Here is a 24,561-nt window from a genome sequence, read left to right on the forward strand (position 1 = left end):
GCCCGACCAGGCGCCCGTCGAGACGGCTTTCGGGAACGCTTTTCACGCACACGCGCGGACGGGGGAGGATAGACGCATGCAGCCACGGAACATGTCCATGAGCGGAGTCGTCGACCTCGCCGCGGTGAAGGCGGCCCAGGAGGCCAAGGCGAAGGCGGAGCAGACGCGCGCCGAAACGGCCCGGCAGGGCGGCGCGGGGGCCGTCTCCCCGGCCGATCTCGTCATCGACGTCGACGAGGCGGGATTCGAGCGGGACGTCCTCCAGCGCTCCGCCGAGGTGCCCGTCGTCATCGACTTCTGGGCCGAGTGGTGCCAGCCCTGCAAGCAGCTCAGCCCGGTCCTGGAGCGGCTCGCCGTCGAGTACGACGGCCGCTTCCTGCTCGCGAAGATCGACGTCGACGCCAACCAGATGCTGATGCAGCAGTTCGGGGTCCAGGGGATCCCGGCCGTCTTCGCGGTCGTCGCGGGGCAGGCCCTGCCGCTCTTCCAGGGGGCCGCCGGCGAGGAGCAGATCCGGCAGACCCTCGACCAGTTGGTGCAGGTCGCCGAGCAGCGCTTCGGGCTGACCGGCCTGACCGTCGACCCCGACGCCGCGCCCGGCGGCGGCCGGCCCGAGCCCGCCGAGGTCCCGGCCGGCCCGCACGACGCCCTGCTGGAGGCCGCCGTGCACGCCCTGGATGCGGGGGACTTCGGCGCCGCCGTACAGGCGTACCGCGACGTCCTCGCGGACGACCCGGCGAACACAGAGGCGAAGCTGGGTCTGGCCCAGGCCGAACTGCTGCACCGGGTGCAGGAACTGGACCCGCAGCAGGTGCGCAAGGACGCCGCCGAGAAGCCGCAGGACGCCGCGGCGCAGATCGCCGCCGCCGACCTGGACCTGGTGGGCGGTCATGTCGAGGACGCCTTCGGGCGGCTGATCGACACCGTCCGCCGCACGGCGGGCGACGAGCGGGACGCCGTACGGGTGCGGCTGCTGGAGTTGTTCGAGGTCGTGGGCCCGGAGGACCCGCGCGTGGGCGCGGCGCGGCGGGCGCTGGCCAGGGCGCTGTTCTGAGCGGGGCGGGGGCCCTGTTCCTGACCAGTCGCTAAACGTCGGGGCATGTGGTTCCCGAGTGAAAATTTTGCCGAAGAGGCTCTTCTGCGGCCGCGCTTTACCAAATCTTGGTAATCGCGGCCGCTGTTACTTGAAGTAAGTCCAGGCCGCGGAAGTGTCGGGTTCTGTCCCTCGATCAACAGTTTTGTTCCGGGCCTGTCTGCCACCCTGCGTCGCCGCCCGAGACCTGTGGGTCGTTGTTCGGTTATCCGGCCGTTACTAGCGAGTAACGAACCCCCTTGTGCGGGCGGCGAGAATGCACCACGATCGGCCACGCTCGGTCCAATGCCGTACCCCGACAGCCGGTTGGGTCAACGGGTTTTCCTGGGTCCCCACCGAGCAGGGCCGGCGGCTGTGACGCCGGCTCTGGGGCAGGGGGGTCTTCACCGCTCGGTGGAGCCTGTCCAGCAAGGTTGTGCGTGATGCGTGTCAGGCGCGACCAGTGGTTGTCGCTCGGGGGTGATCGCCGGTGATCGGTGCGCGGACAGCGCCTCGGAACACGGGCGCTCCCCTTCCCGAGGACGTAGCACTTCTCCCATCCCTGCCCGGCTGAGCCGCCGCCTCGGTGGTGAGTCGGGGGCAGGAGATGTACGTCCGAGAAGGAGGAAATATGGAGTCCCAGGTGCGTGGCGGGACCAGATGGAAGCGGTTCGCCGTCGTCATGGTGCCCAGCGTGGCCGCCACGGCGTGTATAGGCGTCGCCCTCGCGCAGGGCGCCCTCGCGGCGTCCTTCAGCGTGTCGGGCCAGTCGTTCAAGGTCACGGCCGACAAGCTCGTCGGCACGGGCTTCGCGCAGTACGGCGCGCTCGACACGGGTTACACCCTGGACGGCAAGAAGACGGCTCACCCCGTCGCCGTCTCGTCGTTCAAGAGCGCGACGATCACGAACATGTGCCAGTCCGTGGTCACCCCGGACATCCCGCTGCTCGGTTCGGTCAGCCTCACGCTGAAGGCCGGCGGCGGCAGCAAGCCGGTCGAGGCCGACAACCTGTACATCGACGTCGAGGACCTGGCGGCCGACGCCACGTTCAACAACATCGAGATCGGTGTCCCCGCCAAGGACCTCACCAAGGGTCCGGGCATGAAGGGCGGCGGCGAGCAGGCGAACCCCTACGGCTTCGGCCAGCAGGCGGACTCGGCCGTGCTCACCGGTGTGAAGCAGACGGCGTGGGCGACCACCGCCGGAACCTTCAAGCTCAGCGGCCTGAAGATGTCGCTGTCGACGGGTGTCAAGGAGTGCTACTAAGCACTCCGTGACGGGCGGGGGCGCCACTGGCTCCCCCGCCCGTCCCTTCTGACGGCCGCGCGTTCCACCGCGGCCCTCATCTCCACAGCAAAGCCGCACCAGGGAGCTGTTTTCCATGAGCGCCGAGACTCCTGTCGCCCCCGGCCAGTTCACCCTCCGGAGGCAGCAGTTCCGCGCCTGGCGGGGCACCCGGCCGTTCTGGGCCGGACTGTTCGTCCTCATCAGCGGGTTCCCCATCGCCTACTTCCCCTACGCGCACCTCCAGGTGGGCCATCTGACGCTGGCGATGGCGACCACCGCGGGCGCCGGTTCCCTGATCATCGGTGTGCTGCTGGGCGTACTGGGCGTGAGCCTGTGGTTCCAGAAGCATGTGCGGACCTTCGCGGGTGTCGCCGCGATCCTGCTCGGCCTGGTGTCCATCCCGGTGGCCAACCTCGGTGGATTCCTCATCGGCTTCCTCTTCGCGCTGATCGGCGGAGCGATGGCCGTGTCCTGGGCGCCGGGCGCCCCGTCCGCGCCGGAGACGGCGACGGCCGGACCGGCCGCCGGGGGAGCGCCGGAAGGCGCCTACTCCACCGACCCCGCCCCCGCGGGCGACGTGACCGAGAACCCGTACAGCACGGGCCCCGCCCTCACCAAGGACCCGTCCCCCGCAGCGGGCGACGAGGCCGCGGGCGAGCCGAACGATCTGTCAGGAACGAGCCCGGGAAACGGGGCGAACGGGAGGCACAGTGCCGGCTGACGAGGTGACTCACGGGACCGACGTGGAGGCGTCGACCCCGGTGAGGACCGGTCCCCGCCACGCGGCACCGAAGAAGCCGCTGTTCACCAGGTTCCACATGCCCGCCGGCAAGGCGATAGCCCTGGCGGCCATGCCCACCGCGGTCCTCATGGGCATGGGATTCACGCCCACCCTCGCCAACGCCGAGGACCAGCCCACGTCGAAGAGCCTCACGATCGACGAGTACAAGGAGTGCGTGGCGGCCCTGGAGGACGCGGACGCCTCCGCGTCGGCCTCGCCGTCGCCGTCGGCCTCCGCGTCCACCGACGACGCGAAGGACGACAAGGACTCCGAGGGCTCGAAGGACTCCGAGGACAAGGGCTCCGACTCCGCCACGGGCGGTTCGAAGGACACGCCGAGCGGTTCGGGTGGCTCGTCGTCGGATTCAGGTTCCGACGAAGAGGCCGAGCCCGCGCCGTCCGCGTCCTCCGCGCCCGCGGCGTCGGCCGGCAAGCCGGCCTCGTCCTCGGGCGACACGGCCACGGCGACCCCGTCGGCCACCGAGACCGAGAAGAAGAACGTCCTGGAGACCATCGGGGACGCGATCGGGGACCTCTTCGACGGCGGCAAGTCCGCCGACGAGACCCCGGCCCCGACGGAGACCCCCTCGGCCTCGGCCGGCACCGGTGACGACGCCACGTCGGACCCGGGCACGGGCTCCTCGGACTCCGGCTCGGGCTCCTCCGGCTCCGGTTCGTCGGGCGGCTCCGGTTCGGCGGGGGAGTCCAAGGACAAGGACAGCAAGGACTCCAAGGACTCCAAGGACGCCGGCGACACCAAGGACACGGTCACCGAGGCCGTGAAGGACGCGGCCGAGGACGCCGCCGACGAGGCCACCGCCTCGCCGAGCGCGAGCCCGTCCGAGAGCGCGGACGACATCGTCGACGACTGTCCGGTCGCCACCCTCGACGAGAGCGGCGTCGACAACAAGACGCCGATCGCGGACGACCCCTGGTACCTCAACGCCAGTTCGCTGCTGCTGAAGGGCGCCGACTACAAGGGCGTCGTCGAGGTGAAGACGGCCAACGGGACCAAGAAGAAGGTCCTGAAGTACGTCATCTCCGGCGGCACCGACATCGGCGACCTGCACCAGACGGTCGAGGACAAGCAGGCCGGCAAGACGTACCACGTCCAGGCGTCCTCGGGCAGCACGTCCACGATCCGCGACGGCGACACGATCATGTACACCCAGAGCATCTCGGGGAACCTGTTCGGTCTGATCCCGGTCACCTTCGACCCGGACAACCCGCCGCCGCTGAACATCCCGCTGATCTACTTCACCAAGGTCAAGGTCGTGCAGGCCGCGCAGATGGGCGGCAACCTGCACATCCCCGGAATGCACGTCTACACGGACTGACCGTCCGGGAGCCGGGAAGGACCCGTCCGGGAGCCGCACAAACACCGAGGGCGCCCCCTGCAACAAGGGGCGCCCTCGGTGTCGTACAAGGCCGCTCGGGCGTCGTACAAGGCCCCTCGGCGGGGTCGGGACCGCCGAGGGGACGTGCTGCGGCGGTCAGTCGTTCGCGCCGTTGCCCAGGTGGTGCACCCGGACCATGTTGGTGGTGCCGGGGACGCCGGGGGGCGAACCGGCGGTGATGATGACGATCTCGCCCGGGTTGAAGCGGTTGAGCTTGAGGATCTCCTGGTCCACCAGCTCGACCATCTCGTCGGTGCTGTTCACGAACGGCACGATGTGCGACTCCACGCCCCAGCTCAGCGCGAGCTGGTTGCGGGTGTTCTCGTCCGTGGTGAACGCGATGATCGGCTGGCCCGCGCGGTAGCGGGAGAGCCGGCGCGCGGTGTCGCCGGACTGGGTGAAGGCCACCAGGCCCCGGCCGCCGAGGAAGTCGGCGATCTCGCACGCGGCGCGCGCGATCGAACCGCCCTGCGTGCGCGGCTTCTTGCCCGGCACCAGCGGCTGGAGGCCCTTGGAGAGCAGTTCCTGCTCGGCCGCGGTGACGATCTTCGACATCGTCTTCACGGTCTCGATCGGGTACGCGCCCACGCTCGACTCGGCGGACAGCATCACCGCGTCCGCGCCGTCCAGGATCGCGTTGGCCACGTCGGACGCCTCGGCGCGGGTCGGACGGGAGTTGGTGATCATCGACTCCATCATCTGGGTCGCCACGATCACCGGCTTGGCGTTGCGCCGGCACAGCTCGATCAGGCGCTTCTGCACCATGGGGACCTTCTCGAGCGGGTACTCGACGGCCAGGTCGCCACGGGCCACCATGACGGCGTCGAACGCCGCGACGACGTCCTCCATGTTCTCCACGGCCTGCGGCTTCTCCACCTTGGCGATGACGGGGACCCGGCGGCCCTCCTCGTCCATCACCCGGTGGACGTCGGCCACGTCCTTGGCGTCGCGGACGAAGGACAGCGCGACCAGGTCGGCGCCCATGCGCAGCGCGAACCGCAGGTCCTCGATGTCCTTCTCGCTCAGCGCGGGCACGTTGACGGCCGCGCCGGGCAGGTTGATGCCCTTGTGGTCGGAGATGACCCCGCCCTCGATGACGATGGTCCGCACCCGCGGGCCCTCGACGTCCAGGACCTTCAGCTCGACGTTGCCGTCGTTGATCAGGATCTGGTCGCCGCGCGAGACGTCGCCGGGCAGACCCTTGTACGTGGTGCCGCAGATCGTCTTGTCGCCCGGGACGTCGTCGGTGGTGATGGTGAACTCGTCACCGCGCACCAGCTCCACCGGGCCCTCGGCGAAGGTCTCCAGGCGGATCTTCGGGCCCTGGAGGTCGGCGAGCACACCGATGGCCCGGCCGGTCTCCTTGGCGGCGGCCCGGACCCGGTCGTACCGGCCCTGGTGCTCGGCGTGCGTGCCGTGGCTGAAGTTGAAGCGGGCCACGTTCATGCCGGCTTCGATCAGGGACACGAGCTGCTCGTGGGAGTCGACCGCGGGGCCGAGAGTACAGACGATTTTCGAACGGCGCATGGGGCGATCCTATCGGTTTGTTTCGCTCCGGAATATTCCGTCTGGCGGAAGATACAAATGGGCGGCTCGGTGCTCAGTTGTTTTCCGGCTCAGTTTGTCCTTTCCACCAATGCGTAGGTCTGTGTGGCGATCTCCAGTTCCTCGTCCGTCGGCACCACCGCGACCGCCACCCGGGCGTCCGGCGGCGAGATCAGCCGGGGCTCGTCGCCGCGTACGGCGTTCAGCGCGTCGTCCACCGCCAGGCCCAGGGTCTCCAGGCCCGCGACGGCCGCCGCGCGCACCTCGGCGGAGTTCTCGCCGACCCCGGCGGTGAACGCCACCGCGTCCACCCGCCCGAGCACCGCGCAATACGCGCCGATGTACTTCTTCAGCCGGTGAATGTAGATGTCGAACGCGAGCTCTGCCCGTGCGTCCCCCTCGTCGATACGGCGCCGGATCTCCCGCATGTCGTTGTCGCCGCACAGCCCGATGAGCCCGCTCTTCTTGTTGAGAAGAGTGTCGATTTCGTCGATGGACATATTGCCGACGCGGGCCAAATGGAAGATGACGGCCGGGTCGGTGTCGCCCGAACGCGTACCCATCACCAGGCCCTCCAAGGGGGTCAGCCCCATCGAGGTGTCCACGCAGACGCCGCCCCGCACGGCCGAGGCGGACGCCCCGTTGCCCAGATGGAGCACGATCACGTTCACCTCTTCCGGTGCCCTGCCCAGCAGCTTCGCCGTCGCCCGGGAGACGTACGCGTGCGAGGTGCCGTGGAAGCCGTAGCGCCGGATGCGGTGCGCGTCGGCGGTCTCCACGTCGATCGCGTAGCGGGCGGCCGACTCCGGCATCGTCGTGTGGAAGGCGGTGTCGAACACCGCGACCTGCGGCAGGTCGGGGCGCAGCGCGCGGGCGGTCCGGATCCCGGTGAGATTGGCCGGGTTGTGCAGCGGGGCGACCGGGATCAGCCGCTCGATCTCGGCGAGCACCGCGTCGTCGATCACGGTCGGCCGGGTGAAGGTCTGCCCGCCGTGCACCACCCGGTGGCCGATGGCGGCCAGTTCGGGCGAGTCGAGCCCGAGCCCGTCCTTGGCCAGCTCCTCGGCTACGGCCTTGAGGGCGGCGTCGTGGTCGGCGATCGGGCCGTTCCACTCCCGGCTCTCCCCACCGGTGGCCAGCGGTGTGTGCTTCAGCCGGGACGTGCGCTCACCGATGCGCTCGACGAGCCCCGCGGCCAGCCGGCTGTTGTCGCGCATGTCGAGGAGCTGGTACTTCACCGACGAGGAGCCGGAGTTGAGGACGAGGACACGGCTGGCGGTCACGGGGCGGTGGGCCTCTCGATCGGGGTCTGGGCCTGGATGGCGGTGATGGCGACGGTGTTCACGATGTCCTGGACGAGGGCGCCCCGGGACAGGTCGTTGACCGGCTTGCGCAGACCCTGGAGCACCGGCCCGACGGCGATCGCGCCGGCCGAACGCTGCACGGCCTTGTAGGTGTTGTTGCCGGTGTTGAGGTCCGGGAAGATCAGCACGCTGGCCTGGCCCGCGACGTCGGACTCGGGCAGCTTGGTGGCGGCGACGGTCGGCTCCACCGCCGCGTCGTACTGGATCGGCCCCTCGATCTTGAGGTCCGGGCGCCGCTGCCGCACCAGTTCGGTCGCCTCGCGCACCTTGTCCACGTCGGCGCCCGACCCGGACGTGCCGGTCGAGTACGACAGCATCGCGATCCGCGGCTCGACCCCGAACTGCTCGGCGGTGGCGGCGGACTGGATGGCGATGTCGGCGAGCTGCTCGGCGTCCGGGTCCGGGTTCACCGCGCAGTCGCCGTAGACCAGCACCTTGTCCGCGAGGCACATGAAGAACACCGAGGAGACGATGTCGGCGTCCGGCTTGGTCTTGATGATCTCGAAGGCGGGCCGGATGGTCGCGGCCGTGGAGTGCACGGACCCCGAGACCATGCCGTCGGCCAGACCCTCCTGCACCATGAGCGTCCCGAAGTAGTTCACGTCCGAGACCACGTCGTACGCCAGCTCGACGCTGACGCCCTTGTGGGCGCGGACGGCGGCGTACTTCTCGGCGAAGGAGTCGCGCAGCCCGCTGGTCGCCGGGTCGATCAACTGGCAGTCGCCGAGGTCGATGCCCAGGTCGGCGGCCTTCTTGCGGATCTGGTCGACCGGACCGAGCAGGGTGAGGTCGCAGACGGCGCGCCGCAGCAGCACCTCCGCGGCGTGCAGCACCCGCTCCTCGGTGCCCTCGGGCAGCACCACCCGGCGCCGGTCGGAGCGGGCCTGTTCGAGGAGCTTGTGCTCGAACATCATCGGCGTCACCCGGTCGCTGCTCGGCGCCGAGACCCGGCTCAGCAGCCCGCCGGTGTCCACATGCCGCTCGAACAGCCCGAGCGCGGTCTCCGCCTTGCGCGGGGTGGCCGCGTTCAGCTTGCCCTCCAGCGCGAACAACTGCTCGGCGGTGGGGAAACTGAGGCCCGGCACCGAGATCACCGGGGTGCCCGGGGCGAGCCGGGCGGCCAGGGTGAGGACCTCGTCGGAGGGCACCTCGTTCAGGGTGAGCACCACCCCGGCTATCGGCGGGGTGCCGGCGCTGTGCGCGGCGAGCGCGCCGATCACCAGGTCGGCCCGGTCGCCCGGGGTGACGACCAGACAGCCCGGCGTCAGGGCGTGCAGGAAGTTCGGGAGCATCGCGCCGCCGAAGACGAAGCCCAGCGCGTCCCGGGCGAGCCCCGAGTCGTCGCCGAGCAGCACCTTCGCGCCGAGCGCCTGCGCGACCTGCGCGACGGTCGGGGCGGAGAGCGCCGGCTCGTCGGGAAGCACGTAACAGGGCACCGGCAGCCGGGTGTCGAGCGAGGCCGCGATCTTGTCCCGGTCCTCGCGGGCGACCCGGTTGGTCACCATCGCCAGTACGTCGCAGCCGAGGCCCACGTACGCCCGGTAGGCGTTGCGGGTCTCGGCGAGCACCGACTCCGCGGTCTGCCCGCGGCCGCCGACCACCGGGATCACGGCCGCGCCGAACTCGTTCGCCAGCCGTGCGTTCAGGGCCAGTTCGTCGGGGAACTGCGTGTCGGCCCAGTCGGTGCCGAGCACCAGCACCACGTCGAACTCCCGGGCGACCCGGTGGAACCGCTCGACGAGGGTGGAGACCAGTTCGTCGGCGCCCTGCTCGGCCTGGAGCGCGGACGCCTCGTGGTAGTCCATGCCGTAGACGGTCGCCGGGTCCTGCGCCAGCCGGTAGCGGGCGCGCAGCAGCTCGAACAGCCGGTCGGGCCCGTCGTGGACGAGGGGGCGGAAGACTCCCACCCGGTCGACCTGCCGGGTCAGGAGTTCCATGACCCCCAGCTCGACGACCTGCCGGCCGTCGCCGCGGTCGATACCGGTCACGTACACGCTGCGGGTCACGCGTGCTCTCCGTTTCTGTCCCGGGTGTTCTGCCCTGGGTGTTCTCGACGCCTGCCATCAAACCCTGGTCACAAAAATCGCCCACCTAGGTGAGCTGATCCCTCTTGACAATACCTCTGCGCGTGGATAAGGCGCCCGTCAAGAGACAGCCCGTACGGCGGCGTGGAAGAATCGGTCCCGGCTCACCCGCATCCTCAGCGAGCAGGAGACACAGCACGATGCGCATCGGAGTTCTCACCGCAGGTGGCGACTGCCCCGGCCTGAACGCAGTGATCCGGTCGGTCGTGCACCGCGCCGTCGACAACTACGGCGACGAGGTCATCGGCTTCGAGGACGGCTACGCCGGTCTTCTCGACGGCCGTTACCGCGCCCTCGACCTCAACGCCGTCAGCGGCATCCTGGCCCGCGGCGGCACCATCCTCGGCTCGTCCCGGCTGGAGCGCGACCGGCTGCGGGAGGCGTGCGAGAGCGCCTCCGACATGATCCACGACTTCGGTATCGACGCGCTCATCCCGATCGGCGGCGAGGGCACGCTCACCGCGGCCCGCATGCTGAGCGACGCCGGACTGCCCGTGGTCGGCGTCCCCAAGACCATCGACAACGACATCTCCTCGACGGACCGCACCTTCGGCTTCGACACGGCCGTCGGCGTCGCCACCGAGGCCATGGACCGCCTCAAGACGACCGCCGAGTCCCACCAGCGCGTGATGGTCGTCGAGGTCATGGGCCGGCACGCGGGCTGGATCGCCCTGGAGAGCGGCATGGCGGCCGGCGCCCACGGCATCTGTCTCCCGGAGCGGCCCTTCGACCCGGCCGACCTGGTCAAGATGGTCGAGGAGCGTTTCTCCCGCGGCAAGAAGTTCGCCGTCGTCTGCGTCGCGGAGGGCGCCCACCCCGCCGACGGCACCATGGACTACGGCAAGGGCGCCATCGACAAGTTCGGCCACGAGCGCTTCCAGGGCATCGGCACGGCCCTCGCCTACGAGCTGGAGCGGCGCCTCGGCAAGGAGGCCCGGCCGGTCATCCTCGGCCACATCCAGCGCGGCGGCGTCCCGACCGCCTACGACCGGGTCCTCGCGACCCGGTTCGGCTGGCACGCGGTGGAGGCGGCGCACCAGGGCGAGTTCGGCAAGATGACCGCGCTGCGCGGCACCGACGTGGTCATGGTGCCGCTGGCCGAGGCCGTCACCGAGCTGAAGACGGTCCCGAAGGACCGGATGGACGAGGCGGAGTCGGTCTTCTAGCCTGATCCTTCCGTCAGGGGGAGGGGGCGGCCGGCATGGCCGAACAGGACATGGGCGAGGGGCAGTTGCTGCTCGCCGAGTACCAGAGCGTGAAGGACGAGCAGAAGGCCCGGATCGGCTTCCGGGACAATCTGCTGTACGTGACCCTGGGGGTGGTCGCGGCGGTGATCGCCGCCGCGGCCCAGGCCCGGCAGACGTCGATGCTGCTCGCGCTGCCGCCGGTGTGCGTGGTGCTGGGCTGGACCTATCTGGTCAACGACGAGAAGATCTCCGCGATCGGACGCTATGTGCGCGGCGAGCTGACGCCCCGGCTGGCCGCCGTCACCGGCGCCGCGGACGTCTTCGGGTGGGAGACCTTCCACCGCGGCGACGCCCGCCGTACGTCCCGCAAGGTCGTCCAGTGCGTCGTCGACCTGCTCGCCTTCTGCGTCGTACCGCTGGCCGCGCTGATCGTGTACTGGGGCGGCGGGCAGCTCTCGGCGGGGCTGCTGGTGCTGTCGCTGGTGGAGGCGGCGGGCGTGCTGGGGCTGGCGGTGTTCGTGGTGCTGTACGCGGTGCCGTTCGGGAGCGGGGGCGGGGGCGGGACCGGAACCGGAACCGGCACAGGGGGCAGCGGGGGCGGCACCGGCACCGGCACCGGCACCGGCACAGGGGGCAGCGGGGGCGCGGGGGGCTAGCGGCTTCTCCCGGCTCCGCGCACCCACCGGTACACCAGCTCCGGGCGGCCCACCTGGCCGTAGAGCGGTCTGCGTTCGGCGCGGCCCGCGTCCACCAGGTGTTCCAGATAGCGCCGGGCCGTGATCCGGGAGATGCCGACCGCCTCGGCGACACCGGCCGCGGTCAGGCCCTCCTCGCTCTCGCGCACGGCCCCGGTCACCCGCTCCAGCGTCGGCGCGCTCAGCCCCTTCGGCAGGGCCGCCGGGCCCGGGGCGCGCAGGGTCGCCAGGGCGCGGTCGACCTCGTCCTGGCCGCTCGCCTCGCCGGCCGTGCCCCGGAACTCCGCGTAGCGCACCAGACGGTCGCGCAGCGTTGCGAACGTGAAGGGTTTCAGGACGTACTGGACGACCCCGAGCGACACCCCCTCCCGCACCACCGTCAGATCCCGCGCGGACGTCACCGCGATCACGTCCGCGTGATAGCCCGCCGCCCTGAGGGAACGGGCCAGTTGGAGGCCGTGGCCGTCCGGCAGGTGCAGGTCGAGCAGCAGCAGGTCCACCGGGGTGCGGTCCAGCAGCCGCCGGGCCTCGGCACCCGTGTGCGCCTTCCCTACCGCGACGAAACCGGGCACCCGCCCCACGTACATGACATGCGCGTCCGCGGCGACCGGATCGTCCTCGACGACCAGCACCCGGATCGGCTCACCGCTCCGGCTCGTCTCTCCCGACATGTCCGTCATCCCTTGCCCTCCGCCCCCGTCAGCCCGGGAGTACCGGAAGAAGCCGTGGCGCGCAACGGGAGGCGCACGGTGAACTCCGCGCCGCCTCCGGCCGCCTCCGCCACCGACAGGGTGCCCTCGTGGCGCTGGACCGCCTGGCGGACCAGGGCCAGACCGAGGCCGCGGCCGTCCGGGCCCGAGGGCTTGGTGGAGAAGCCGCGCTCGAAGACGAGCTGGGCGTGCGCGGGGTCCACGCCCGCCCCGGTGTCGGCCACCCTGAGCAGCAGCTCGCCGCCGCCGTCGCCCTCCGTGGACGCGGTCACGGTCACCCGGGCCCGCACACTGCCCTGCGCCGCGTCCACCGCGTTGTCGATCAGGTTGCCGAGGATGGTGACCAGGTCGCGGGCGGGCAGCGAGGGCGGCAGCAGACCGTCGTCCAGCCGGCTGTCCGGCGAGACGACCAGCTCGACGCCCCGCTCGTTGGCCTGCGCGGTCTTGCCCAGCAGCAGCGCGGCCAGCACCGGTTCGCCCACCGCGGCCACCACCTGGTCGGTGAGGGCCTGGGCCAGTTCCAGTTCCGCCGTCGCGAACTCCGCGGCCTCCGGCGAGCGGCCCAGCTCGATCAGCGACACGACGGTGTGCAGCCGGTTCGCCGCCTCGTGCGCCTGCGAGCGCAGCGCCTGCGTGAAACCCCGCTCCGAGTCCAGCTCGCCCATCAGGGACTGGAGTTCGGTCACGTCCCGCAGGGTGACGACCGTGCCGCGGTGCTCGCCGCCCGACACCGGGGAGGTGTTCACCACCAGGACCCGTTCCGCCGCGAGATGGACCTCGTCGACCCGGGGCTCGGAGGCCAGCAGCGCGCCCGTGAGCGGCACCGGCAGCCCCAGCTCGGCCACGGACCGGCCGACCACCTCCTCCGAGACCCCGAGCAGCTCCCGCGCCCCGTCGTTGATCAGCGCCACCCTGTACTGCCCGTCCAGCATCAGCAGCCCCTCGCGCACGGCGTGCAGCGCGGCCTGGTGGTAGTCGTGCATCCGGCTCAGCTCGGTGGCGTTCATCCCGTGGGTGTGGCGGCGCAGCGACGCGTTGATCACGTACGTGCCCACCGCGCCCAGCAGCAGCGCGCCCGCGGCCACCGCGATCAGGGCGGTCACCTGGTCCTGCACCCGCTTGCTGATCTCCTCGACCCGGATCCCGGCGCTGACCAGGCCGATGATCCGTCCGTCGCCGTCCTCGATCGGGGTGACCGCGCGGACCGAGGCGCCCAGGGTGCCGGTGTAGGTCTCGGTGAAGGTGCGGCCCGCCAGCGCGGCCGCGGTGTTGCCGCGGAAGGGCCGGCCTATCTCCTTCTCGTCCGGGTGGGTCCAGCGGATCCCGTCCGTGTTCATGATCGTCACGAAGTCGACGTCCGTGTCCCGCACCACTTGCAGCGCGTACGGCTGGAGCTCCGCACTGGGGTCCGCGGTGTGGATCGCCGCCCGCACGGACGGCGAGTCGGCGACCGAACGGGCCACCGCGGTGGCCTGCCGGGCCGCCGCGTCCTCGGCCTGGCCGTGGTTGCTGGCCCAGGCGAACAGCGCGTACCCCGCGACGACGATCGCTATCAGCACCGCCTGCATGGCGAAGAGCTGGCCGGCCAGGCTGCGCGGCCGGGGGGAGGGGAGGCGCATGCCGTCAGTGTGCCCCCGAGGTCCGGCATGAACTAAATGAACGGAAGGGTGACCGCCCTCACAGCCCGGGAGATAGTCACCGCATTCCCCATCTCTCCCCGGACGTGAGCCGCACGCCGGTGATGCCGACGAAGACGTCAAGGAGGGCAGCCGTGGCCGCCAGCAGCACCCCCGATACGGCACCTGCCGCACCCGCCAAGCGGGACCGCACCCACTACCTCTACATCGCGGTGATCGTCGCGGTCGCCCTCGGCATCGCCGTGGGTCTGATCGCGCCCGACTTCGCCGTCGAGCTGAAGCCGATCGGGACCGGCTTCGTCAATCTGATCAAGATGATGATCTCGCCGATCATCTTCTGCACGATCGTGCTCGGCATCGGATCGGTCCGCAAGGCCGCGAAGGTCGGCGCCGTCGGCGGTATCGCCCTCGGCTACTTCCTGGTCATGTCGCTGGTCGCCCTGAGCATCGGTCTGGTCGTCGGCAACATCCTGGAGCCGGGCACCGGCCTGGCGATCACGGACGCGGTGAAGGAGACCGGGCAGGCGCAGGTCTCGGCCGAGGCCAAGGACACCACCGAGTTCCTGCTCGGGGTCATCCCGACCACCATCGTCTCCGCCTTCACCGGCGGCGAGGTGCTCCAGACGCTGCTGATCGCGCTGCTCGCCGGGTTCGCCCTCCAGGCCATGGGGTCGGCCGGGCAGCCGATCCTGCGCGGGGTGGAGCACATCCAGCGGCTCGTCTTCCGCATCCTCGGCATGGTGATGTGGGCCGCCCCGATCGGTGCCTTCGGCGCCATCGCGGCCGTCACCGGCTCGGCCGGCGTCGACGCCCTGAAGAGCCTCGCCGTCCTGATGCTCGGCTTCTACGTCACCTGCTTCCTCTTCGTCTTCATCGTGCTCGGCGCGCTGCTGCGGGTGATCGCGGGCATGAACGTCTTCTCGCTCTTCAAGTACCTGGGCCGGGAGTTCCTGCTGATCCTGTCCACCTCGTCCTCCGAGTCCGCGCTGCCGCGGCTCATCGCGAAGATGGAGCACCTGGGCGTCAGCAAGCCCGTCGTCGGCATCACCGTCCCGACCGGCTACTCCTTCAACCTCGACGGCACCATGATCTACATGACCATGGCGTCCCTCTACATCGCCGACGCCATGGGCACGCCGATGTCGGTCGGCGAGCAGATCCCGCTGCTGCTGTTCCTGCTGGTCGCCTCCAAGGGCGCCGCGGGCGTCACCGGCGCCGGTCTGGCGACGCTGGCCGGCGGTCTCCAGTCGCACAAGCCGGCCCTGGTGGACGGTATCGGCCTCATCGTCGGCATCGACCGCTTCATGAGCGAGGCCCGCGCCCTGACCAACTTCGCGGGCAACGCCGTCGCCACCGTCCTGATCGGCACCTGGACCAAGGAGATCGACCGCGAGCGGGTCGGCCTGGTGCTGTCCGGCGGGCTGCCCTTCGACGAGAAGACCCTGCTCGACGAGGACGGCCACGGCGGTGCGGGGGACGTCCCCGAGCAGCGCGAGGACGGCCAGAAGGAACTGGCCCGCGCCTGACCCCCACGCACCCCGGTCCCTCCGCACTCCGGATGCCCGGCCCCGCCTGAACCGGGGCCGGGCATCCGGCCGTCATCCGGCGGCGGGCATCCGGCCGTCACCCGGCGGCAGGCATTCGGCCGTTGTCCGACGGTGGGCATTCAGCCGTCATCCGGCGGACCGCGCCGCCCGCCCGCGCCGCACCGCCGCCTCCAGCATCGTCAACTCCTCCTCCGTCAGCTCCAGTTCCGCCGCCCCGGCCGAGTCGCGGGCCGTCTCCGGGCGGCTCGCCAAGGGCGGCGCGCAGCGACGCCTCGTCGTCGCGGTCGGCGACCAGATGCGCGGCGCCCGGCGGCGGGGCCGACGACCCGCGGTTGAGGACCGTCACCCGGTCCCCGACGGCGAGCAGCCGGGTGGCGATCAGCCGCTTGCCGAATTGACTTGCTCCTCGGGTTGAAGCCCGAGGATTCTGGCCTTCCGGCCGGGTGTCGTGCCGCTACGCGGCACGGACTCCGGCCGGGAATCCATGGCTTCCTGCTTCTTCGCGCTGCGCCGGGACAGCTCCCGGTCTTACCTGCGCTCCACGGGCCGACACCGCCAGTCCGGCGGCCGTTTTGACGTTGATCGCGGCGTTGACGTCCCGGTCGTGGAGAGTGCCGCAGATCTGGCAGGTCCACTCCCGCACATGCAGGGGCTTCGGCCCGTCCAGCGCGCCGCAGACGTGACAGGTCTGCGAGGTCGGCTCGAACCGGCCGATCCTCACGAACGCGCGCCCGTAACGCTTCGCCTTGTACTCGAGCATGCCGACGAAGGACGACCAACCCGCGTCGTGGATCGACTTGGCCAGCCTGGTACGCGCTAGTCCCGCCACCGACAGGTCCTCCACCGCGATCCCTTGGTTCTCGGAGATCAGCCTCGTGGACAGTCGATGGTGAAACTCATGACGTGCGTCAGCGACCTTGGCGTGGGCACGGGCAACCTTCAGCCGGGCCTTCTCACGGTTCCTCGACCCCTTCCGCTTCCGGGACAGCTCCCGCTGGGCCTTCCTGAGCTTCTTCTCCGCGCGGCGCAGGAAGCGCGGGGAAGCGATCTTCGTGCCGTCCGACAACACCGCGAAATGATTCAGGCCGAGGTCGATGCCGACGGCGCTGTCACCGGCGGGCATGCGTACGGCGTCGGCGGACGGGTCGGTGCCGACGACGAACGAGCAGAAGTACCGGTCCGCCGCGTCCTTGACCACTGTGACCGAAGACGGGGTGGAGGGCAGGGTGCGGGACCATTTCACCTTCACCGCGCCGACCTTCGGCAGACACAGCCGACCACTGTCGGTGATGTTCCAGCGGGCGTTGGCGGTGAACCGGATCGACTGCCGGGCGTCCTTGCGCGACTTGAACCTCGGCGCACCCACCTTGCGCCCCTTGCGGACGCCTCGGATGGAGGCGAAGAAGTTGCGGTAAGCGGTATCGGCGTCCCGCAGAGCCTGCTGGAGCACCACGGCAGAGACCTCGCGCAGCCACGACCGTTCCACCGTCCGCTTGGCCTCGGTGATCAGCTTCCGGGACAACGCGCCGGCCGTCGGATACGGCTGTTCGGCCCTGCGGGCGTCCTCACGGGCGCGGACCGCGTCGTTGAACACGACACGGGCACACCCGAACGCCTTCGCCAACGCGGCCCGCTGAACGGCGTTCGGGTACATCCGGAAGGTGTACCGAAGCTGCATGCGGAGATCGTACGAACGAACCAAACCCCATGTCGCCGGGAACACGCGTTCCCCACTTCACCCCAACCCCTGCCTTGCCCGGATCCGCCGGAACACCACCACGACGCTCCGCGTTGCAGTCACATGATTCACAAACCCCTGTTGCTTTGACGCAGGCGTCAAGCCGTACGTTCGTCGGTATGCGAATCGGCGAGCTGGCCGCGCGGGCCGGAACCACGACGCGGACGCTGCGGTACTACGAGTCGCGGGGGCTGCTGCCCGCGCGGCGCGACGAGCACGGGTACCGGACGTACGACGAGAGCGATCTGCGGCTGCTGCGGCAGATCAGGACGCTCCGGGACTTCGGGTTCGACCTGGAGGAGACCCGGCCGTTCGTGGAGTGCCTGCGGGCCGGTCACCCCGAGGGCGACTCGTGCCCGGCCTCGCTCCTGGTCTACCGGCGCAAGCTGGCGGAGCTGGACGCGCTGATCGGGCAGCTCACGGCGGTGCGGGCGCAGGTCGGCGCCCAGCTAGCGCGGGCCGAGGCGGCGGTTCCGGGGGGTCCGGAGCCGAAGTGCGAACTGGGAGGCCGGACATGGTGACCGAGGTGCGGGACGTGACGGACGCGGACTTCGAGGCCGAGGTGATCGGGTCCGAGCTGCCGGTGCTGGTGGAGTTCACCGCCGACTGGTGTCCGCCGTGCCGGCAGATGGGGCCGGTGCTGAAGGCGCTCGCGGCGGAGGAGGGCGAGCGGCTGAAGGTGGTGCAGTTGAACGTGGACACCAATCCGGCGACCACCAACGCCTACAAGGTGCTGTCGATGCCGACCTTCATGGTCTTCCGCGACGGCGAGCCGGTGAAGGCGATGGTCGGGGCCCGCCCGCGCCGACGGCTGCTGGAGGAGCTGGCCGACGTGCTCTGACCCCCTGAACAGGAGAAATCCCCCGGGCAATTGCGCTCGGGGGATTTCTTTGCGTATATTCGATGATTCGCGACTTCGGCGATATCGAGACGCGTTGAAGTTCAGTGAGCACAGTATATCCGGGCGGGAGTGGAATTGTCAAACACCGAATTTCCGGACGATGAATTGCGGCACGAGCAGGAATTCGTCGACGGACTGTACGCACGCGTGGACGCCCTGCGCGGCGACACCGAGACCGCCGTCACCGACGCCCTCGCCCAGGGAGACACCCCCATGCAGGCCCGCCTGGAGCGGGACATCCTGGTCGCCGAGCGCTCGGGGCTGCTCGCCGCGCTGAACGCGGTGGACGGCTCCCTGTGCTTCGGCCGGATCGACCTCGCCTCCGGCGTCAGCCACCACATCGGCCGGATCGGGCTGCGCGGCGACGACGCCGACCGCACCCCGGTCCTCATCGACTGGCGGGCCGACGTCGCCCGCCCCTTCTATCTGGCGACCGGCCACACCCCGATGGGGCTGCGCCGCCGCCGGCACATCAGCAGCGACGGCCGCCGGGTCACCGCCCTGCACGACGAGTTCCTCGACCTCGGCGACCGGGAGCGCACCGGCCACGAGGACCCGGCCGGCGACGCCGTGCTGCTGGCCGCGCTGAACTCCGCGCGCACCGGCCGCATGGGCGACATCGTGCAGACCATCCAGGCCGAGCAGGACGAGATCATCCGCGCCCCGCACCGGGGCGTCCTGGTCGTGGAGGGCGGCCCCGGCACCGGCAAGACCGCCGTCGCCCTGCACCGCGCCGCCTACCTCCTCTACGAGCACCGCGAGCTGCTCGCCAAGCGGGCCGTCCTGATCGTCGGACCCAACCCCGCCTTCCTCGGCTACATCGGCGAGGTGCTGCCCGCGCTCGGCGAGACCGGCGTGCTGCTCGCCACGGTCGGCGAACTCTTCCCCGGCGTACGGGCGACGGCCGCGGACACCCCCGAGGCGGCCGCGGTGAAGGGGCGCGCCGCCATGGCGGACGTCCTCGCCGCCGTCGTACGCGACCGGCAGGCGCTGCCCGACCCGGTGGTCGCGATCGAGCACGACCGGGAGGTGCTGATGCTGGACGACGGTCTCGTCGGCGTCGCCCGCGAACGCACCCGCGCCGCGAAGCTCCCGCACAACGCGGCCCGTGAGCACTTCGAGGGGCACATCCTCAACACGCTCACCGAGCTGTACGCCGAGCGCGTCGGGACCGACCCCTACGACGGCACGAGCCTGCTCGACCCCAGCGACATCACGCAGATCCGCGACGAGCTGGCCGAGAACCCCGAGGTCTGGTCCGCGATCGACCGGCTCTGGCCGAGGATCACCCCGCGGCGGCTGGTCGCCGACTTCCTCGCCGCACCCGAGGCGTATCTGGACGACACCGACGCGGCCGCCGTCCGCCGCCCCGTGACCCGGGAGTGGACCGTCGCGGACGTCCCGCTGCTGGACGAGGCCGCCGAACTCCTCGGCGAGGACGACCGGCCGGCCCGGATCCGCGCCGAACGGGAACGGGAGACCCAGATCGCCTACGCGCAGGGCGTCCTCGACGTGTCGTACGCCTCCCGGACCTACGAGTTCGAGGACAAGGAGGACGGCGACCCGGACGGCTCCGAAGTGCTGTCGGCCCACGACATCATCGACGCCGAACGCTTCGCCGAGCGCCACGAGGAGGACGACCACCGCAGCGCCGCCGAACGCGCCGCCGCCGACCGCACCTGGGCGTTCGGCCACATCGTCGTCGACGAGGCGCAGGAGCTGTCGCCGATGGCCTGGCGGCTGCTGATGCGGCGCAGCCCGACCCGTTCCATGACCCTGGTCGGCGACCCCGCCCAGACCGCCGAGGCGGCCGGCGTCGGCTCCTGGTCCGGCATCCTCGCCCCCTACGTCGAGGACCGCTGGGAGCACACCCGCCTCGGCGTCAACTACCGCACCCCCGCGGAGATCATGGAGATCGCGGCGGCCGTCGTCCGCGCCGAACACCCGGACTTCGAACCCCCGGCATCGGTGCGCTCCACGGGCGTACGGCCCTGGGCGCGTGCCGCCGAGGACCTGCCCGAGGCGGTCGCCGCCGCCGTCGGGGAGCTGACCCCCGAGGAGGGCCGGCTCGCCGTCATCGCCCCGCGCGCCCTGCACCGGCGGCTGGCCGCCCGGCTGGACGGGGTGACGGCGGGCGCCGAGCCGGACCTGACCCGGACGGTCGTCCTCCTCGACCCGCGCCAGTCCAAGGGCCTGGAGTTCGACTCGGTGCTCGTGGTGGAGCCGGCCGACTACGGCACCAGCGATCTGTACGTCGCCCTCACCCGGGCCACCCAGCGGCTCGGCGTGGTGCACCACAAGGCGCTGCCGACGGCGCTGGCGGCGGCCCTGGGCTGAGGTGCCGGAGGTGTTCGTCAGGCCGGGCGCAGCCAGAGGGTCGCGAGTGGGGGCAGGGCCAGTCGGATCGACGCCGGGCGGCCGTGCCACCCCTGTGGCTCCGGTTTGAGCGGGTCCGGGTGGGCGACCCCGCTGCCGCCGTACCGCTCGGCGTCGGTGTTGAGGCTCTCGTGCCAGGCGGGGACGTCGTCGGGGACGCCGACGCGGTAGTCGTGGCGGACCACGGGGGAGAGGTTCGCCACGCACAGCAGCGGGGTGCCGTCGGCGTCGTGGCGCAGGAAGGCGAAGACGTCGTCCTCGGCGGCGTCCCCGACCACCCACTGGAACCCGGCCGGGTCGGTGTCGAGCTGCCAGAGCGCGGGCGCCGACCGGTACCCGGCGTTGAGGTCGCGCACCAGGTCCCGCACCCCGCGGTGGTCCGGCTCCGCCGGGTACGCGGGATCCAGCAGCCACCAGTCCGGGCCGTGCGCCTCCGACCACTCCGCGCCCTGCGCGAACTCCTGCCCCATGAAGAGGAGTTGCTTGCCCGGGTGGGCCCACATGAAGGCCAGGTAGGCGCGCAGGTTCGCGCGCTGCTGCCACCAGTCGCCGGGCATCTTCGACACCAACGACCGTTTCCCGTGCACCACTTCGTCGTGGGAGATGGGCAGCACGTAGTTCTCGCTGTACGCGTACACCATCGAGAACGTCATCTCGTGGTGGTGGTGCTTGCGGTGCACCGGCTCGTGGCTCATGTACTGGAGCGAGTCGTGCATCCAGCCCATGTTCCACTTCAGCCCGAAACCCAGCCCGCCGAAACCGCTCGGGCCCCGGTGATGGGTGGCCCGGGTGACGCCGTCCCAGGCCGTCGACTCCTCCGCGACCGTCACCACGCCCGGGCAGCGCCGGTACACGGTGGCGTTCATCTCCTGGAGGAAGGCGACCGCGTCCAGGTTCTCCCGCCCGCCGTGCTCGTTCGGCGTCCACTGCCCCGGCTCGCGCGAGTAGTCGAGGTAGAGCATGGAGGCGACGGCGTCCACCCGCAGCCCGTCGATGTGGAACTCCTCGCACCAGTACACCGCGTTGGCCACCAGGAAGTTGCGCACCTCGCGCCGCCCGAAGTCGAACTCCAGCGTCCCCCAGTCGGGATGGGCCGCCCGCAGCGGATCCTCGTGCTCGTACAGCGGCCGCCCGTCGAACTCCGCCAGCGCCCACGCGTCGCGCGGGAAATGCGCCGGCACCCAGTCCATCAGGACCCCGATCCCGGCCCGGTGCAGCGCGTCCACCAGGAACTTGAAGTCGTCCGGGGTGCCCAGCCGGGCCGTCGGCGCGTAGAAACCGGTGACCTGATAGCCCCAGGACCCCCCGAACGGATGCTCCGCGACCGGCATCAGCTCCACATGCGTGAACCCGAGGTCCCGGACGTACGCGGGCAACTGCTCGGCGAGCTGACGATACGTCAACCCGGGCCGCCAGGAAGGCAGATGTACCTCGTAGACGGAGAACGGCGCCTCGTGCACCGGCGTTTCGGCACGGCGGTCCAGCCACTCGGCGTCGCCCCACTCGTAGCGCGAGGTGTGCACGATCGACGACGTGGCCGGCGGCACCTCGGTGCGGCGGGCCAGCGGATCGGCGCGCAGGGTGTGCGTACCGTCGGGCCGGGCTATGTCGAACTTGTACAGCTCCCCGTCGCCGACCCCGGGCACGAACAGCTCCCAGACGCCGGACGACCCGAGCGAGCGCATCGGGAACCCGGTGCCGTCCCAGAAGTTGAACGACCCCGCCACCCGCACCCCGAGCGCGTTCGGCGCCCACACGGAGAACCCGGTGCCGCTCACGCCCTGGTGGGTCGCCGGGTGCGCGCCGAGCACCGTCCACAGCTCCTCGTGCCGGCCCTCGCCGATCAGATGCAGGTCCAGGTCGCCGAGCGTGGGCAGGAAGCGGTACGCGTCCTCGGTCTCCACGGTGGTGTCCTCGTAGGCCACCAGGAGCCGGTAGGCCGGGACGTCCGTGAGCGGCAGCAGCGCGGAGAAGAAGCCGTCGCCGTCGTCGTGCAGCTCGGCCCGCAGCCCCTCCGCCACGACCGTCACCGACCGCGCGAAGGGCCGCAGCGCCCGGAACACCACCCCGCCCGGCACCGGATGCGCCCCGAGCACCCCGTGCGGATCGTGATGGGTACCGTGCAGCAGCCGCTCACGGTCACCGGCGCCGAGGGCGGGCGAGAAGGGGACGGCCGGGACGGGCTCGACGGGCACCGGCACGGCGGGGGCCTTCTCCACCCCGGCCTGCTTCTTCTTCACCGCGGCCTTCTTCACGGCGCCCTTCTTCGCCGCGGCCTTCTCGGCCCCGGACTTTTTCGCTCCGGCCTTCTTCTTCGGGGGAGTCACGTACGGGGCCTCCTCAGGGCAGGTCGGCTGCGAGCCGGTGTATCGCGGACAGCGGTACGGAGAGCCAGTCGGGCCGGTGCCGGGCCTCGTAGACCACCTCGTAGACCGCCTTGTCGGTCTCCAGGGCCCGCAGCAGCACGGGGTCGGTGCGCGGGTCGGTGCCGGACACCTCGGCGTACCCGGCGCAGTACGCCGACCGGCAGGCGTGCGCCCAGCCGGGGACCGGCGGATCGGCGCAGGAGGCCGCGTAGTCGAAGGAACGCAGCATGCCCGCCACGTCCCGCACGGCCGACTGCGGCATCCGGCGCTCGGCCAGCGGGCGGGCCGGCTCCCCCTCGAAGTCGATCAGCGACCACCGCCCGGACGGCGCCCGCAGGCACTGCCCGAGATGCAGATCGCCGTGCACCCGCTGCGCGGTCCAGGTGTGCCCCTCCGCCGCGAGATCCGCCAGCGCCGAGAAGGCGGTACGCAGGGCGGGCGCGTACGGCCGCAGCGCCGGCACCGCCCGCGCCGCCGCGTCCAGGCGTACGACCATGCCGTCCACCAGGGGCTGTATCTGCGCGGTGCCGAGCGTCGCCGTGGGCAGCGCCCGGGCCAGCGCCCCGTGCACCTCGGCGGTGGCCCGCCCCAGCGCCCGCGCCTCCGCGACGAAGTCCTCGCCCTTGGCCAGCTCCCGCAGCGCCAGCTCCCAGCCGTCCGTCGCCCCCTGCACGAACGGCTGGAGCACCCCGACCACGTACGTGTCGTCGTCGACGTCCGCGTGCATCCACGCCGTCGGCGCCGGCACCCGGGGGCAGCCCTCGCGGGCCAGCGCCAGCGGCAGTTCCAGATCGGGGTTGACGCCGGGCACGACCCGGCGCAGCAGCTTCAGGATGAACGTATCTCCATAGACCAGGGAGGAGTTGGACTGCTCGGCCGTCATCAGACGCGGGACGAGCCCGGCCCGGATCTCCTGACCGGGGTCCCGGTCGCAGCGCAGGGCGCCGATCCGGGCCCGGGTGCGCAGCGCCTCCAGGAGCAGTTCGGCGGGCCGGGTGTCGTACAGGGCGTCGTAGACCGTGCGCCCGGTCAGCGGGCCGGACGTCACATGGCCGATCAGCGCGGGCGCGAGCCGGGGCGGCAGCGCCTCCCGGACGCCGATCAGGAGCTGGTAGCAGTCGCCCGCGCTGCCCGGCTGATGCGCCCGCACCAGCAGGTGGTACAGCCCGAGCCGGCCCGGCGGCGGCAGCAGCTCGGTGACCGTGACCAGCGAGAACCCGGTGACCGGCCGCCCCTTCCCGGCGAACCACCGCTGCCGTGGCAGCCACTCCCGCAGCAGCGGGTCCAGTGACGCGAGGAGACCTGGACTTGTCGTGCCGGAACGGGTGACCGTGTCCGCCATGGCGTCACATTCCTTTCCCCGCGGGGGGTCGGGGTGTTACTGATGCGTGCCCCGGGCGGGGCGGGGGAAACCGCCCCGCCGCGGGTTCTAGACGGTGTCCCGGCGGAGGCGGAACCAGTAGAAGCCGTGCCCCGCGAGGGTGAGCAGGTACGGCAGGTCGCCGACCGCCGGGAAGCGCACCCCGCCGAAGAGTTCGACCGGGTAGCGCCCCTTGAAGCGGCTCAGGTCCAGCTCCGTGGGCTGTGCGAAGCGGGAGAAGTTGTGCACGCACAGCACGAGGTCGTCCTCGTACTCGCGCAGGAACGCGAGGACGGCCGGGTTCGAGGACGGGAGTTCCGTGTACGTCCCCAGTCCGAACGCCGGGTTCTGCTTGCGGATCTCGATCATCCGGCGGGTCCAGTGGAGCAGCGACGACGGCGACGACATGGACGCCTCGACGTTGGTGACCTGGTAGCCGTAGACGGGGTCCATGATCGTGGGGAGGAAGAGGCGTCCGGGGTCGCAGGAGGAGAAGCCGGCGTTGCGGTCGGGG

At 71.2% G+C, this 24,561-nt stretch carries 19 protein-coding genes and 2 pseudogenes; 10 read left to right on the forward strand and 11 right to left on the reverse strand.

Annotated elements, in window-relative coordinates; translation table 11 throughout:
- Positions 1-76 precede the first annotated feature (76 nt).
- From G6W55_RS25790 to G6W55_RS25805, 4 genes are all read left to right on the forward strand, one after another.
- Positions 77-1,054, forward strand: a complete 978-nt coding sequence (locus G6W55_RS25790) for a tetratricopeptide repeat protein (RefSeq protein WP_175523207.1) — start codon at positions 77-79, stop codon at positions 1,052-1,054.
- A gap of 649 nt (positions 1,055-1,703) precedes the next feature.
- Entirely contained in the window at positions 1,704-2,339 is a 636-nt protein-coding gene (locus G6W55_RS25795) for a DUF6230 family protein (protein ID WP_175523208.1), read from the forward strand.
- Between the two features lie 115 nt (positions 2,340-2,454).
- Positions 2,455-3,081: a DUF6114 domain-containing protein gene (locus G6W55_RS25800; protein WP_175523209.1), complete on the forward strand. Its 627-nt coding sequence runs from the start codon at positions 2,455-2,457 to the stop codon at positions 3,079-3,081.
- Positions 3,071-4,477, forward strand: coding sequence for a hypothetical protein (locus tag G6W55_RS25805; protein WP_175523210.1), 1,407 nt, complete (start codon positions 3,071-3,073; stop codon positions 4,475-4,477). The genes G6W55_RS25800 and G6W55_RS25805 overlap by 11 nt, the downstream gene beginning before the upstream one ends.
- A gap of 156 nt (positions 4,478-4,633) precedes the next feature.
- On the opposite strand, the gene pyk is transcribed toward G6W55_RS25805, so the two are convergent.
- The 3 genes from pyk to pta all read right to left on the reverse strand — a co-directional run bounded on the left by pyk (position 4,634) and on the right by pta (position 9,452).
- Positions 4,634-6,064 carry a pyruvate kinase gene (gene pyk / locus G6W55_RS25810; RefSeq protein ID WP_030784765.1) on the reverse strand — a complete coding sequence of 477 codons (1,431 nt, stop codon included), beginning with the start codon at positions 6,062-6,064 and terminating at the stop codon, positions 4,634-4,636.
- An 89-nt stretch (positions 6,065-6,153) separates the two neighbouring features.
- The gene (locus tag G6W55_RS25815) at positions 6,154-7,365 is read right to left on the reverse strand and encodes an acetate kinase (protein WP_175523211.1); all 1,212 of its coding nucleotides are present in this window, start codon (positions 7,363-7,365) and stop codon (positions 6,154-6,156) included.
- Positions 7,362-9,452 (reverse strand): phosphate acetyltransferase, encoded by a 2,091-nt coding sequence (pta, locus tag G6W55_RS25820; protein ID WP_175523212.1) that lies wholly within the window; start codon positions 9,450-9,452, stop codon positions 7,362-7,364. Before pta ends, G6W55_RS25815 begins: the two co-directional genes overlap by 4 nt.
- A 218-nt stretch (positions 9,453-9,670) precedes the next feature.
- On the opposite strand from pta, the gene G6W55_RS25825 reads away from it, so the two are divergent.
- Together G6W55_RS25825 and G6W55_RS25830 are read left to right on the forward strand one after the other, a co-directional pair.
- The gene (locus G6W55_RS25825) at positions 9,671-10,696 is read left to right on the forward strand and encodes an ATP-dependent 6-phosphofructokinase (protein ID WP_175523213.1); all 1,026 of its coding nucleotides are present in this window, start codon (positions 9,671-9,673) and stop codon (positions 10,694-10,696) included.
- A gap of 35 nt (positions 10,697-10,731) precedes the next feature.
- Positions 10,732-11,265: pseudogene (locus G6W55_RS25830) on the forward strand (hypothetical protein); the annotation flags it as partial.
- 104 nt (positions 11,266-11,369) lie between these two features.
- On the opposite strand, the gene G6W55_RS25835 reads toward G6W55_RS25830, so the two are convergent.
- Together G6W55_RS25835 and G6W55_RS25840 are read right to left on the reverse strand one after the other, a co-directional pair.
- On the reverse strand, positions 11,370-12,083 hold the full coding sequence (locus G6W55_RS25835) for a response regulator (protein WP_175523214.1): 714 nt from the start codon (positions 12,081-12,083) through the stop codon (positions 11,370-11,372).
- Positions 12,084-12,088: 5 nt separating this feature from the next.
- Entirely contained in the window at positions 12,089-13,741 is a 1,653-nt protein-coding gene (locus tag G6W55_RS25840; RefSeq protein WP_175523215.1) for a sensor histidine kinase, read from the reverse strand.
- A gap of 122 nt (positions 13,742-13,863) precedes the next feature.
- Here G6W55_RS25840 and G6W55_RS25845 point away from each other — a divergent pair, with 122 nt between their 5' ends.
- Positions 13,864-15,285 carry a cation:dicarboxylate symporter family transporter gene (locus tag G6W55_RS25845; protein WP_175523221.1) on the forward strand — a complete coding sequence of 474 codons (1,422 nt, stop codon included), beginning with the start codon at positions 13,864-13,866 and terminating at the stop codon, positions 15,283-15,285.
- A 147-nt stretch (positions 15,286-15,432) separates the two neighbouring features.
- Here G6W55_RS25845 and G6W55_RS39320 read toward each other — a convergent pair whose 3' ends face one another.
- From G6W55_RS39320 to G6W55_RS25850, 3 genes and pseudogenes are all read right to left on the reverse strand, one after another.
- Positions 15,433-15,558, reverse strand: coding sequence for a hypothetical protein (locus G6W55_RS39320; protein WP_303049939.1), 126 nt, complete (start codon positions 15,556-15,558; stop codon positions 15,433-15,435).
- Positions 15,554-15,688 (reverse strand): annotated as a pseudogene (locus G6W55_RS38965) (reductase); the annotation flags it as partial. The pseudogene G6W55_RS38965 and the gene G6W55_RS39320, both read right to left, overlap by 5 nt.
- 72 nt (positions 15,689-15,760) lie before the next feature.
- Positions 15,761-16,984, reverse strand: a complete 1,224-nt coding sequence (locus tag G6W55_RS25850) for an RNA-guided endonuclease TnpB family protein (RefSeq protein ID WP_175523216.1) — start codon at positions 16,982-16,984, stop codon at positions 15,761-15,763.
- Positions 16,985-17,163: 179 nt separating this feature from the next.
- Here G6W55_RS25850 and G6W55_RS25855 point away from each other — a divergent pair, with 179 nt between their 5' ends.
- The 3 genes from G6W55_RS25855 (at position 17,164) to G6W55_RS25865 (ending at position 20,282) form a co-directional block, all read left to right on the forward strand.
- A complete protein-coding gene (locus G6W55_RS25855) occupies positions 17,164-17,565 on the forward strand; it encodes a MerR family transcriptional regulator (protein ID WP_175523217.1) in 402 nt (133 codons plus the stop codon).
- A 5-nt stretch (positions 17,566-17,570) separates the two neighbouring features.
- Complete coding sequence (locus tag G6W55_RS25860) at positions 17,571-17,885, forward strand: co-chaperone YbbN (RefSeq protein WP_175523222.1); 315 nt, start codon at positions 17,571-17,573, stop codon at positions 17,883-17,885.
- 135 nt (positions 17,886-18,020) lie between these two features.
- Entirely contained in the window at positions 18,021-20,282 is a 2,262-nt protein-coding gene (locus tag G6W55_RS25865; protein ID WP_217687361.1) for a UvrD-helicase domain-containing protein, read from the forward strand.
- 17 nt (positions 20,283-20,299) lie between these two features.
- On the opposite strand, the gene glgB is transcribed toward G6W55_RS25865, so the two are convergent.
- From glgB to G6W55_RS25880, 3 genes are all read right to left on the reverse strand, one after another.
- The gene (gene glgB / locus G6W55_RS25870) at positions 20,300-22,648 is read right to left on the reverse strand and encodes a 1,4-alpha-glucan branching enzyme (protein ID WP_175523218.1); all 2,349 of its coding nucleotides are present in this window, start codon (positions 22,646-22,648) and stop codon (positions 20,300-20,302) included.
- A gap of 13 nt (positions 22,649-22,661) precedes the next feature.
- On the reverse strand, positions 22,662-24,029 hold the full coding sequence (locus G6W55_RS25875) for a phosphotransferase (RefSeq protein ID WP_175523219.1): 1,368 nt from the start codon (positions 24,027-24,029) through the stop codon (positions 22,662-22,664).
- Between the two features lie 87 nt (positions 24,030-24,116).
- The coding region (locus tag G6W55_RS25880) for an alpha-glucosidase C-terminal domain-containing protein (protein ID WP_175523220.1) at positions 24,117-24,561 on the reverse strand (445 nt) is incomplete at its 5' end.

This window comes from Streptomyces sp. CAI-85 (assembly GCF_013363615.1).
Lineage (GTDB): Bacteria > Actinomycetota > Actinomycetes > Streptomycetales > Streptomycetaceae > Streptomyces > Streptomyces antibioticus_B.

Bases quoted from the DNA above. Each gene is read 5' to 3' on its own strand.
- G6W55_RS25840 (WP_175523215.1), bottom strand. From the start codon at position 13,741: ATGCGCCTCCCCTCCCCCCGGCCGCGCAGCCTGGCCGGCCAGCTCTTC.
- G6W55_RS25850 (WP_175523216.1), bottom strand. From the start codon at position 16,984: ATGCAGCTTCGGTACACCTTCCGGATGTACCCGAACGCCGTTCAGCGG.
- G6W55_RS25875 (WP_175523219.1), bottom strand. From the start codon at position 24,029: ATGGCGGACACGGTCACCCGTTCCGGCACGACAAGTCCAGGTCTCCTC.
- G6W55_RS25835 (WP_175523214.1), bottom strand. From the start codon at position 12,083: ATGTCGGGAGAGACGAGCCGGAGCGGTGAGCCGATCCGGGTGCTGGTC.
- G6W55_RS25795 (WP_175523208.1), top strand. From the start codon at position 1,704: ATGGAGTCCCAGGTGCGTGGCGGGACCAGATGGAAGCGGTTCGCCGTC.
- G6W55_RS25825 (WP_175523213.1), top strand. From the start codon at position 9,671: ATGCGCATCGGAGTTCTCACCGCAGGTGGCGACTGCCCCGGCCTGAAC.
- pyk (WP_030784765.1), bottom strand. From the start codon at position 6,064: ATGCGCCGTTCGAAAATCGTCTGTACTCTCGGCCCCGCGGTCGACTCC.
- G6W55_RS25800 (WP_175523209.1), top strand. From the start codon at position 2,455: ATGAGCGCCGAGACTCCTGTCGCCCCCGGCCAGTTCACCCTCCGGAGG.
- G6W55_RS25855 (WP_175523217.1), top strand. From the start codon at position 17,164: ATGCGAATCGGCGAGCTGGCCGCGCGGGCCGGAACCACGACGCGGACG.
- G6W55_RS25790 (WP_175523207.1), top strand. From the start codon at position 77: ATGCAGCCACGGAACATGTCCATGAGCGGAGTCGTCGACCTCGCCGCG.
- G6W55_RS25845 (WP_175523221.1), top strand. From the start codon at position 13,864: ATGCCGACGAAGACGTCAAGGAGGGCAGCCGTGGCCGCCAGCAGCACC.